We start from the raw sequence: 12,190 nt of genomic DNA, 5'->3' as shown, positions 1-12,190 counted from the left end.
TGGACTTTTTGTATTAACGAAACTTGCGGATAATACTTATCCGGACGACGACCAACAGGCCCCCTCAGGCCAGGGACACAGGATGAAACCGTTTCGCTTAGCCGCGCTCTCTCTCGCGCTGCTCACCACCTTTACGCTTGTCGGCTGTGATAACAGCGACGATAAACCTCAGGCTGCTGCGCCCGCAGCGTCTACTGCTTCACAACAGAAAGCCCCGGAAAAAACTGATCCTGAAAAGCTGGCTAAGCTGGCCGCGCAGAGTCAGGGCAAGGCGTTGACGCTGCTGGATGTTTCTGAAGTGCAACTCGACGGCGCCGCGACGCTGGTTCTGACCTTCTCTGTACCGCTGGATCCCAGCCAGGATTTCGCCAAAACGGTGCATGTGGTGGATAAGAAAAGCGGGAAGGTGGACGGTGCCTGGGAGCTGGCGCCCAATCTTAAGGAGCTGCGCCTGCGCCACCTGGAGCCGAATCGTAATCTGGTCGTCACCGTTGAACGTGATTTGCTGGCGCTGAACAAAACGACGTTCGGCATTGATTATGAAAAGGCACTCACGACACGTGATATTGAGCCGACGGTCGGTTTTGCAAGCCGCGGTTCGCTGCTGCCGGGCAAAGTGGTGGAAGGGTTGCCGGTGATGGCGCTTAACGTCAGTAACGTGGACGTCAACTTTTACCGCGTGAAGCCGGAGTCGCTGGCCTCGTTTGTCAGCCAGTGGGAGTACCGTAACTCGCTAACCAACTGGGAATCCGACAACCTGCTGAAGATGGCGGAACTGGTCTACACCGGCCGTTTCGACCTCAACCCGGCGCGCAACACGCGTGAAAAACTGCTTTTGCCGCTCAAAGAGATTAAGCCGCTCCAGCAGTCTGGCGTCTATATCGCCGTGATGAATCAGGCCGGTCACTATAACTACAGTAACGCCGCGACGCTCTTTACCTTAAGTGATATTGGGCTGTCCGCTCACCGTTATCATAACCGCCTGGACATCTTCACCCAGAGTCTTGAAAACGGTGCGGCGCAGTCAGGCGTGACCATTACCCTTCTGAACGATAAAGGGCAGACCCTTGCCGAGGCGAACAGCGACGCCGACGGTCATGCGAAACTGGAAACCGATAAAGAAGCCGCGCTGATCCTGGCCAGCAAAGACGGCCAGACTACGCTTCTTGACCTCAAGCTTCCGGCGCTGGATCTGGCGGAATTTGATGTCGCCGGCAAGCCCGGGTACAGCAAGCAGTTCTTTATGTTTGGCCCGCGCGATCTCTATCGTCCGGGTGAAACGGTGATCCTTAACGGCCTGCTGCGCGACAGCGACGGAAAACCGCTTCCCGATCAGCCGGTAAAACTTGAAGTGCTGCGTCCGGACGGACAGGTAGCACGTACGGTCGTTGTGCAACCCGAGAACGGTCTCTATCGCTTCAACTATCCGCTTGATAGCGGCGCCCAGACCGGCATGTGGCATATTCGCGCGAATACGGGCGATAACCAGCAGCGCATGTGGGATTTCCACGTTGAAGATTTTATGCCTGAGCGCATGGCACTGAATCTGACCGGGCAAAAAACACCGGTTTCCCCGCAGGATAATGTGGACTTTAACGTGGTGGGCTATTACCTGTATGGCGCACCGGCTAACGGCAATGCTCTACAAGGCCAGCTTTTCCTGCGCCCGCTACGCGACGCCGTTCCTGCACTGCCTGGCTTCCAGTTTGGTGATATTGCCGAGGAAAACCTGAGCCGCAGCCTGGATGAAGTGCAGCTTACGCTGGACGAAAAGGGACGCGGGCAGGTAACCACCGAAAGCCAGTGGAAAGATACGCACTCGCCGCTGCAACTGATTTTGCAGGCCAGCCTGCTGGAATCAGGCGGGCGTCCGGTGACACGACGCGCTGAGCAGGCTATCTGGCCTGCGGCTGAACTCCCGGGGATCCGCCCACAGTTCGCCAGCAAGGCCGTTTATGACTACCGTACCGATACCACCGTCAACCAGCCGATCGTCGATGAGAACGGCAACGCCAGCTTTGACATTGTCTATACCGATGCCAGCGGGGCGAAAAAAGCGGTATCCGGCTTGCAGGTGCGTCTTATCCGTGAGCGCCGTGACTACTTCTGGAACTGGTCCGAGAGTGAGGGCTGGCAGTCTCAGTTCGATCAAAAAGATCTGGTTGAGGGCGAGCAAGAGCTTAACCTCAAGGCCGATGAAACCGGTAAAGTCACCTTCCCGGTGGAGTGGGGCTCATACCGTCTGGAAGTGAAAGCGCCTGATGACATGGTCAGCAGCGTGCGCTTCTGGGCCGGTTACAGCTGGCAGGATAACAGCGATGGCACGGGCGCTGCACGTCCGGACCGCGTAACGCTGAAGCTGGATAAACCCGCTTATCAGCCGGGCGATACCATTAACCTGCACATTGCGGCCCCGGCAGCAGGCAAGGGCTATGCGATGATCGAATCCAGCGAAGGACCGCTGTGGTGGAAAGAGATCGACGTGCCGGCGAACGGTCTGGATCTCTCTATTCCGGTGGATAAAGCCTGGAAGCGTCACGATCTCTATCTCAGCACGCTGGTGGTGCGTCCCGGCGATAAATCCAAATCCGCCACGCCGAAGCGCGCGGTTGGTCTGCTGCATCTGCCGATGGGCGACGAAAATCGCCGCCTGAACATAGCGCTGGATAACCCACAAAAAATGCGCCCGAACCAGACGCTCTCAGTGAAGGTGAAGGCCAGCGTGAAAGAGGGTGCTGTGCCGCAGAAAGTCAATGTGCTGGTCTCGGCTGTGGATAGCGGCGTGCTGAACATCACCGACTACGTTACGCCGGATCCGTGGGAAGCTTTCTTTGGCCAGAAGCGCTATGGCGCGGATATCTATGATGTTTACGGCCAGGTTATTGAGGGCCAGGGCCGCATGGCCGCACTGCGCTTTGGGGGGGACGGCGATGAACTGAAACGCGGCGGTAAGCCACCGGTGAACCATGTCACCATTATTGCCCAGCAGGCGCAGCCGGTAACGCTTGATGCCAATGGCGAAGGCACTATCACGCTGCCGATTGGTGATTTCAACGGCGAACTGCGTCTGATGGCGCAGGCCTGGACGGAAGACGATTTCGGCAGCAGCGAAAGCAAAGTCGTGGTGGCTGCGCCGGTTATTACCGAGCTTAACACGCCGCGGTTCCTGGCGAGCGGGGATACCTCAAGGCTGACGCTGGATCTGACGAACCTGACCGACAAGCCGCAAACGCTGAACATTACGTTAACCGCCAACGGCAAGCTGTCGCTGGAAGGCGCACAGCCAGAGCCGGTTCAGTTGCCACCTGGCGCGCGTAGCACTCTGTTTATTCCGGTGCGAGCGTTGGCAGGTTACGGTGACGGAGAGATTACCGCCCAGGTAACCGGCTTACAGCTTCCGGGCGAGACGTTTGCCCCGCAGCAGAAGAGCTGGAAAATTGGCGTGCGTCCCGCATTCCCGGCACAAACGGTGAATACGGGCACGATGCTGAACCCTGGTGAACCCTGGAGCGCGCCAGCACAGCATATTGAGGGTTTCTCGCCTGCCACGCTACAGGGACAGCTGTTGCTCAGCGGTAAGCCCCCCCTGAACCTGGCCCGCTACATTCGTGAACTTCAGGCCTATCCATACGGCTGTCTTGAGCAGACCACCAGTGGCCTGTTCCCGTCGCTTTACACCAACGCGGCACAGCTGAAGGCGCTGGGCATTAAAGGCGACACCGACGAAAAACGTCGTGCGGCCATTGATACAGGGATCTCCCGTCTGCTGCAAATGCAGCGTGACGACGGTGGTTTTGCCTTATGGGATAAAAACGGACCGGAAGAGTACTGGCTGACCGCGTACGTCACGGACTTCCTGGTGCGCGCTGGGGAGCAGGGTTACAGCGTTCCAGCCGAGGCAGTGAATAACGCCAACAGCCGACTGCTGCGCTACTTGCAGGATCCGGGCATGATGTCCATCCGCTACAGCGACGACACCCAGGCCAGCAAATTTGCTGTCCAGGCATACGCGTCGCTGGTGCTGGCACGTCAGCAAAAAGCGCCGCTCGGTGCGCTGCGTGAAATCTGGGATCGTCACGCTCAGGCCGCTTCCGGACTGCCATTGATGCAGCTGGGCATGGCGCTCAAACTGATGGGAGATGCTCCACGCAGCCAGCAGGCGCTGGATCTGGCTCTCAAAACTCCCCGTAACGACAGCCGAAACTGGATGGCGGATTACGGCAGCCAGCTGCGTGATAATGCGCTGATGCTCTCTCTTCTGGAAGAGTACAAGCTGCTGCCGGATGCGCAAAACAGGCTGCTGAACGCCTTATCTGAAGATGCGTTCAGCCAGCGCTGGCTGTCAACCCAGGAGAGTAATGCACTGTTCCTGGCAGGGCGTTCACTGCAAACGCTTTCCGGCGCATGGCAGGCAACGACTAACCTCGCTGAAAAGGCCCAGAGCAGTGATAAAGCGCAGGTAGAAAACCTGAATAGTGACCAGCTTGGCGCGTTGCAGGTGACGAATACCGGCACGACGCCGCTGTGGGTACGACTGGACACTACTGGCTATCCGGAGTATGCGCCCCAGCCATCTTCTCACGTCTTACAGATAGAACGTCATATTCTGGCAACAGACGGCAGCAGCAAGTCGCTCTCTTCGCTGAAGAGCGGGGAACTGGTTCTGGTGTGGCTGGAAGTGAAGGCCAGCCAGAACGTGCCGGATGCCCTGGTAGTGGATCTGCTCCCGGCAGGTCTGGAGCTGGAAAATCAGAATCTGGCGAGCAGCAGCGCCAGCCTGCCGGACAGCGGCAGTGAGGTGCAAAACCTGCTTAATCAGATGCAGCAGTCTGATATCCAGCACATGGAATTCCGCGACGATCGCTTTGTGGCCGCCGTGCCGGTCAACGAAGGTCAGCCGGTCACGCTGGTCTATCTGGCACGTGCCGTTACGCCGGGAACCTATCAGGTGCCTGTTCCGATGGTCGAATCCATGTACGTTCCGCAGTGGCGAGCAACGGGGGCGGCCAGTGGCCCGCTGATCGTTGTACCGTAAAATGCGGATAACGCGCCTGATTCGCTCCCACTGGCTGTGGCTGGCGGGAGCGCTTCTCGTTTTAGGGGGACTGATTGTCGTCGCTGACCGCGTGTGGCCGTTGCCCCTGAAAGAGGTCAACCCTGCGCGAGTGGTCGTGGATGAGCAGGGCGTCCCGCTGTGGCGTTTTGCCGACAGCGAAGGCATCTGGCGCTATCCGGTTACCATTGAAGACGTCTCCCCACGCTATCTGGAGGCGCTGATCCAGTATGAAGATCGCTGGTTCTGGAACCACCCTGGCGTCAATCCGCTTTCTGTAATGCGTGCCGCCTGGCAGGATCTCACTTCCGGGAGAGTCGTGTCAGGCGGGAGCACGCTGACCATGCAGGTGGCGCGCCTGCTGGATCCGCATCCGCGCACCTTTGGCGGCAAAATTCGCCAGCTGTGGCGGGCGATGCAGCTGGAGTGGCATCTCTCCAAGCGTGACATTCTTACGTTGTATCTTAACCGTGCCCCGTTTGGCGGCACGTTGCAGGGCGTGGGCGCTGCAAGCTGGACTTACCTTGGAAAGCCGCCCTCACGGCTGAGCTATTCCGACGCGGCGCTGCTGGCGGTGCTGCCGCAGGCGCCAAGCCGTCTGCGTCCGGACCGCTGGCCGGCGCGTGCGGAAGCGGCGCGTAACAAAGTGCTCGACCGCATGTTGACTCAGGGCGTCTGGTCAGAGAAGCAGGTGAAAGAGTCCCGTGAAGAACCGGTGTGGCTGGCCCCCCGGCAGATGCCGCAGCTGGCGCCGCTCTTTTCACGCATGATGCTCAGTAAAAGTCGTGACACAAAAATAGTCACCACGCTGGATGCAGCCCTGCAAAGGCAGCTTGAAGAGCTGGCAATGAACTGGAAATCGCGCCTGCCCGCCCGCAGTTCGCTGGCGATGATCGTCGTGGATCATACGTCCATGAAAGTGCGTGGCTGGGTAGGTTCGGTGGATATCAATGATGACAGCCGTTTTAGCCACGTGGATATGGTCAATGCGATCCGATCGCCGGGATCGGTTCTCAAGCCATTCATCTATGGCATGGCGCTGGACGAGGGGCTGATCCATCCCGCCTCGCTGCTTCAGGATGTCCCAAGAAAAACCGGAGATTATCGTCCCGGCAACTTTGACAGTGGCTTTCACGGGCCGGTCAGCATGAGCGAAGCCCTGGTGCGTTCCCTCAACCTGCCTGCGGTGCAGGTACTGGAAGCGTACGGTCCAAAACGCTTTGCAGGCATGCTGAGCAACGCGGGATTACCGCTCATTCTCCCTGCGGGGGCGCAGCCCAATCTCTCCCTGATTCTGGGCGGCGCTGGGGCGCGCCTGGCTGATATCGCTGCCGCCTACAGCGCTTTTGCGCGTCAGGGGAAGGCGGGCCGACTGCGTTTACAGCCTGGCGATCCGCTGATCGAACGTCCGCTGCTGTCGCAGGGCGCGGCGTGGATTATTCGTCGCATACTTGCCAACGAAGCGCAGCCCCTGCCGGACAGCGCGCTGCCCCAGGTTGCGCCGCTGGCCTGGAAAACGGGCACCAGCTACGGCTACCGTGATGCCTGGGCCATCGGGCTGAATGCCCGCTATGTCATCGGTATCTGGACTGGACGTCCGGACGGTACGCCCGTTGCGGGGCAGTTTGGTTTCGCCAGCGCGGTTCCGCTCCTTAATCAGGTGAATAACATGCTTCAGTCACGCTCAATGGTGGATGAAGCGCGTCTGCCGCGCGATCCGCGTCCTGCCAGCGTTGGGCGGGGCGTGATTTGCTGGCCAGGCGGCCAGTTCCTGCCTGAAGGGAGCGAGAACTGTCGGCGTCGGCTGTCAACCTGGCTGCTTGAAGGCAGTGAACCGCCTACGCTGCTGTTGCCGGAACAGGAAGGCATTCGCGGGATCCGTTTCCCGGTCTGGCTGGATAAAGAAGGAAAACGCGTCGCGGCGGATTGTCCGGATGCCACAGAGAAAGTGCTGGATGTGTGGCCATTGCCGCTGGAGCCCTGGCTGCCAGCTGCCGAAAAACGGGCTGCTCGTCTCCCCGCCCGTTCCGGGGTTTGCCCCCCGCTGGATAACCATAATGCAGCACCGCTGATGTTGTCCGGCGTCAGGGAAGGGGCGGTCATTAAACGTCTTCCGGGCGAGAAAAATATAACCCTTTTCGTTTCAACCAGCGGCGGGGAGGGGCAGCGATGGTGGTTTTTGAACGGCGAGCCGCTGGACGGCCATCAAAAGAATTATTCATTGCAATTATATTTACCGGGTAAATATCAATTAATTGTATTAGATGAAACAGGACAAACGGCGACAGTGAATTTTGAATTAGATCGCTAAGTGTTACTCCTGAAGAGTTACCTTGATAATTATCAATATTCGTTCCTGAAAAAAAACGAGAATGCATTTTTATTTTCAGGAACGAGCAATGAAAAAAAATAAACATCAGGGAGAGGGGATTATTCCCGCCATATCCCGGCGTCAGTTTATTCAGGCAGGATCGGCGCTCGCCGCCCTGCCGTTTGTCATCAAAACGGGCAAAGCACAGGCACAGGGCGCGGCGGTATCGGACGCTACGCCTGAAGAAAAAGTGGTGCAAACCTGTAGCACGTTTGACTGCGGCGGTAAGTGCGATATTCGTGCTCACGTCAGTGAAGGCGTCGTGACCCGAATTTCAACGCGTCCGGATAACGCACTGGATCCGCAAATGCCGGTGATGCGCGCCTGCGTTCGTGGTCGGGCTTATCGGAAATTTGTTTATCATCCCGATAGACTAAAATATCCAATGAAACGAGTGGGTAAACGCGGCGAAGGGAAATTCGAGCGTATTACCTGGGATGAAGCCACCACCCTAATTGCGAATCATTTAAAAACCATTACGCAAAAATACGGTGCGGCTTCACGCTATGTTCATGTGGGTACGGCGGTTTCCGGTGGAACCTTCTCCGGCGATAAGATGGTTCGTCGTCTGCTGAACTTAACCGGCGGCTATCTCGAAAGCTATCACTCGGTCAGTATGGGTAACACGGCGGCAGCTACGCCGTATACCTACGGCACCGCCGCCAGCGGCAGCTCTCTGGACACGCTGCTGGACACCAAACTGGTCATTCTCTGGGGGCATAACCCGACGGAAACGATCTTCGGGCACAGCAACTACTTCTATCAGAAGATGAAGCAAAACGGCACGCGCTTTATCGTTGTCGACCCACGCTATTCCGATACGGTTTCCTCCCTGGCCGACCAGTGGATCCCGCTGCTTCCCACAACAGACAACGCCCTGATGGACGCGATGATGTACGTGATCGTCACGGAGAATCTGCACGATCGCGACTTTATTCAGCGCTATACCCTGGGCTTTGACGAAGACGCCATGCCAGAAGGCGTTCCGGCTAATGAATCCCTGATGGCTTATCTGAGCGGTGCAAAAGATGGCGTGGCAAAAACGCCCGAGTGGGCAGAGAAAATCACCCACGTGCCTGCGCAGACCATTCGTCAGCTGGCGCGCGACTACGCAACCACCAAACCCGCCGCGCTGATCCAGGGCTGGGGGCCGCAGCGCCATAACTGCGGCGAGCGCACCGCGCGCGGCTCGACGTTGCTGGCTACGCTGACGGGTAACGTCGGGGTGAAAGGCGGCTGGGCAGCAGGCTATGGCGGCTGCGCAAACCGGAAATTTGCCGCAGGCCCCGAAATGCCGGAAAACCCGGTGAAGGCCAAGATATCGGTAATGAACTGGGTGCAGGCCGCCGATGATGCTTCTAAGGTCACCGCGGAAGACGGCCTGAAGGATGCCGCGAAGCTGGACAGCAATATCCGCATCCTGTTCTTGCTGGCGGGCAATTATCTGGCCAACCAGAACCCGGATCTGCATCAGGCAACCCGTGTTCTGGAAGACGAGTCGAAAATCGAGTTCATCGTGGCAAGCGATCTGTTTATGACGCCGAGTGCCCGATACGCCGACCTTCTTTTACCGGAAACCAGCTTCATGGAACGCTGGAATATCGGCGAAACCTGGGGCACCGCAAGCTATCTGATCCTGTCAGAGAAGCTGATTGAACCCGAATTCGAACGCCGTTCAGACTACGACTGGCTGCGGGAAGTTGCTGCTAAGCTTGGCGTCGAACCTGCATTCAGCGAAGGCCGTGACGAAAAAGCGTGGATTGAGCACATCTGGGAACAGACGCGGCTCTCCATGCCAGACGAAAATCTGCCGGACTTCGCGACGCTTCAGAAGACACGCCAGCACCTCTTCAAAAGCGCGCCGTTCGTCGCCTTTGAAGACAACATTCGCGATCCGCAAAACCATCCGTTCCCGACGCCCTCCGGGAAAATTGAGATCTTCTCGAAGCGTCTGTACGACATGCATCATCCGGAAATTCCGGCGCTGTCGCACTACGTGCCTGCCCATGAAGGGCCGGAAGACGAGCTGGCGAAACGCTTCCCGCTCCAGCTGATCACCTGGAAGGGTAAAAACCGCGCTAACTCCACCCAGTACGCCAACCCGTGGTTAATTGAGGCGCAGCAGCAAAAGCTGTGGATTAACCCACAGGACGCGCAGAAGCGCGGCATTGCGCAGGGGGATACCGTGCGTATTCATAACGCCCGCGGCATTTGCGAGATCCCGGCGGAGGTCACGCCGCGCATTATTCCAGGCGTTGTCGCCATGCAGGCTGGCGCCTGGTGGCAGCCGGACGCGCAGGGTATCGATAAAGGTGGCTGCGCGAACGTGCTCAGTTCTGCCCGTATTACCGCGCTTGCGAAAGGGAATTCCCATCAAACTATGCTGGTGGAGGTAGCTAAAGCATGAGTCAGTTTAAACACTACGCGCCGGTGAGCGACAAACAGCTGGGTTTTTATATCGACTCTTCTCGCTGCTCGGGCTGCAAGGCCTGCCAGGTGGCGTGCAAAGATAAAAACAACCTTGAGGTCGGACGTCGTTTCCGTCGTGTTTATGAAGTTAACGGCGGGAGCTTTATCCCGACCGGGCAGGGCGGCGTCAGCAATAACGTTTTTGCCTACACGCTCTCAATTTCCTGTAACCACTGTGCAGATCCCATCTGCACCAAAAACTGTCCGACCACCGCGATGCATAAGCGTCCTGGGGACGGTATTGTCCGCGTTGATACGGATAAGTGCGTTGGTTGCGGGTACTGCGCGTGGTCTTGCCCTTATGGCGCGCCACAGCTCAACGAGCAGACCGGGCAGATGTCCAAATGTGATTTCTGCGTGGATCTCCAGGCGAAGGGGGAACAGCCCGTCTGCGTGGCAACCTGTCCACTCGAAGCGATTAAATTCGGGCCGATTGATGAACTGCGGGCGAAGTATGGTGCGGTCTGTGATGTGAAAGGGTTACCTGATTCCTCCATCACCAAACCAAACCTGGTGATTAAGGCGCATCAGGGCGCAGAGAAAGAGGGGAAACGTCATGCATGAGTTACCGCTGCTGATATTTACGCTGTTCCTGCAAGGATCGGTTGGCGTTACGCTCTGGCTGGCGTTCGGGAGGGCGTACGCTTCGCAACGTAGCGTGCTGCTTCCTGCCCTCGGCGCGTTTATGCTGGCAAGCCTTGGGCTGCTCGCCTCAGCGCTGCACATGGGCTATCCGCTTAATGCGCTTAACGCGCTGCGCCACGTCTCCAGCTCCTGGCTGAGCCGTGAGATCATCTTTGCCAGCCTTTACCTTGCGGCGCTTGGCCTCGCCGTGCTGCTGATGTTTGTCAAAAAGCCGGGCTGGAAGCCGCTGCTGGTTGTGGCAGGTCTGGTGGGTCTGGTCGACGTGTTCTGCATGGCGCAGATTTACATGCATGCGTCCGTGGTGACGTGGCAGCACATTAACACGCTGGTGCTGTTTATCGGCTCGGTGGGGATCATCGGCTCAGCCTGCATGGCCTGTGCGCCGCATGCCCGCATCAACGTCCGTGCGGCGGTAATTATTATCACGCTGCTGGTGCTTGTGCGTCTGGTGATGCAGCCCGTCTGGCTGGCGGACATCACTGCCATGGACAACACCGTAGTGACGTTCCCTCACGCTCCGCTACGGATGCTCGAACAACTGCGCGCGGTACATCTGCTGAGCTGGTGCGTTTCTGTTGCGGGTCTGCTGTGCTTTGCTGCGGGCGGCTTAAGAGCGGCACGCGGCTCAATGCTGCTGGGCAGCGCCTTACTGATTGTGGGTGAGCTGATGCTGCGCTTCGTTTTCTTCAGTATTGGCTGATGGGCGGATTAACGCTTGCCCCGGCGATGGACGTGACGCATGCGTGCGTCCGTCGCCGTTTTCGCCACGCTTCCTGCTGCGCCTGTGCGGACGCCTGTCCTGTGCAGGCTTTTTCTTTTACGGACGCAGGCATCTCGGTTGATGAGAGCCGCTGTATTGAATGCGGTGACTGCCTGTTTGTCTGCCCCACGGAGGCGATCGCCGGCATCACGCCGCGAAAACGCTTTCTGTATGGCGATACGCTGGTTGGGCCTTTTACTGAACGCCCGCCCGGGGTGAATGAGCTGCTGCTGTGGCACGTGCAGCACCACGTTCGTTTTATTAGTATCGACGCGGAGCAGTACCCTGACTGGCTGCTGGCGATTGCCCGGCTCAATCTTGCGCTTCGTCGACGCGGTGAAGCGGCGTGGGCGTTTAAACTGATACCCGCCAGCGAGGTGAATATCGCCCGCCGCGCGCTGATGCACGTACCCCGTGAGAATGTCCGGGCCTGTAGCGTCGTGCCCGGTCAGCGTGAACTGCGCAGGGCGTTTTCTGCGTTTAGCGAGGCAGAGATCGCTCTCGACGCAGGAACGTGCGTACTGTGCGGCGCGTGCTGGCGGAGCTGTACGGAAAACGCGATTCGGTTTGAGAACGCTGAACTGGTCGTGGAAACCGGGCGCTGTACCGGCTGCGGCGGCTGCGAAGCGGTATGCCAGCATGGGGCGATAAAAGTGACGCAAACAGAGGGGACAGCGAAAAGCGTGGCCATACCGGCATATGAAGCTGTTTGCCGGGCGTGCCACCGTAATTTCTGGTCATTTACGCCTGATGAAAAGCAGTGTCCGCTCTGTTTTCACCATCAATACGGTATGCGAAATACGGGCTGTTGCTAATCTTCGTCTCATTTTAAAAAAATGTTATGCATAACCATAGGCAATGGCGCTATTGCTCTTTATAATCCGCGCCACAC

6 protein-coding genes are annotated in these 12,190 nt (G+C 58.1%); all 6 read left to right on the top strand.

Annotation, left to right across the window (positions count from 1 at the left end; translation table 11 throughout):
• Positions 1 to 82: 82 nt before the first annotated feature.
• Complete coding sequence (locus A3466_RS10415) at positions 83 to 5,035, top strand: alpha-2-macroglobulin family protein (RefSeq protein ID WP_063450517.1); 4,953 nt, start codon at positions 83 to 85, stop codon at positions 5,033 to 5,035.
• A gap of 1 nt (position 5,036) precedes the next feature.
• A complete protein-coding gene (pbpC, locus tag A3466_RS10410; protein ID WP_063450516.1) occupies positions 5,037 to 7,364 on the top strand; it encodes a peptidoglycan glycosyltransferase PbpC in 2,328 nt (775 codons plus the stop codon).
• Positions 7,365 to 7,452: 88 nt separating this feature from the next.
• A complete protein-coding gene (locus tag A3466_RS10405; RefSeq protein WP_063450515.1) occupies positions 7,453 to 9,831 on the top strand; it encodes a DMSO/selenate family reductase complex A subunit in 2,379 nt (792 codons plus the stop codon).
• Entirely contained in the window at positions 9,828 to 10,457 is a 630-nt protein-coding gene (locus A3466_RS10400) for a DMSO/selenate family reductase complex B subunit (RefSeq protein ID WP_022649006.1), read from the top strand. Before A3466_RS10405 ends, A3466_RS10400 begins: the two co-directional genes overlap by 4 nt.
• The gene (locus A3466_RS10395) at positions 10,450 to 11,238 is read left to right on the top strand and encodes a dimethyl sulfoxide reductase anchor subunit family protein (protein ID WP_063450514.1); all 789 of its coding nucleotides are present in this window, start codon (positions 10,450 to 10,452) and stop codon (positions 11,236 to 11,238) included. Before A3466_RS10400 ends, A3466_RS10395 begins: the two co-directional genes overlap by 8 nt.
• Positions 11,238 to 12,113, top strand: coding sequence for a 4Fe-4S binding protein (locus A3466_RS10390; protein WP_063450513.1), 876 nt, complete (start codon positions 11,238 to 11,240; stop codon positions 12,111 to 12,113). The genes A3466_RS10395 and A3466_RS10390 overlap by 1 nt, the downstream gene beginning before the upstream one ends.
• Positions 12,114 to 12,190 lie beyond the last annotated feature (77 nt).

The organism is Enterobacter genomosp. S (assembly GCF_001631805.1).
Classification (GTDB): Bacteria; Pseudomonadota; Gammaproteobacteria; order Enterobacterales; family Enterobacteriaceae; genus Enterobacter; species Enterobacter quasihormaechei.
Note: the sequence above shows the minus strand (reverse complement) of the source record. Positions and strands in the feature narration are given on the sequence as shown.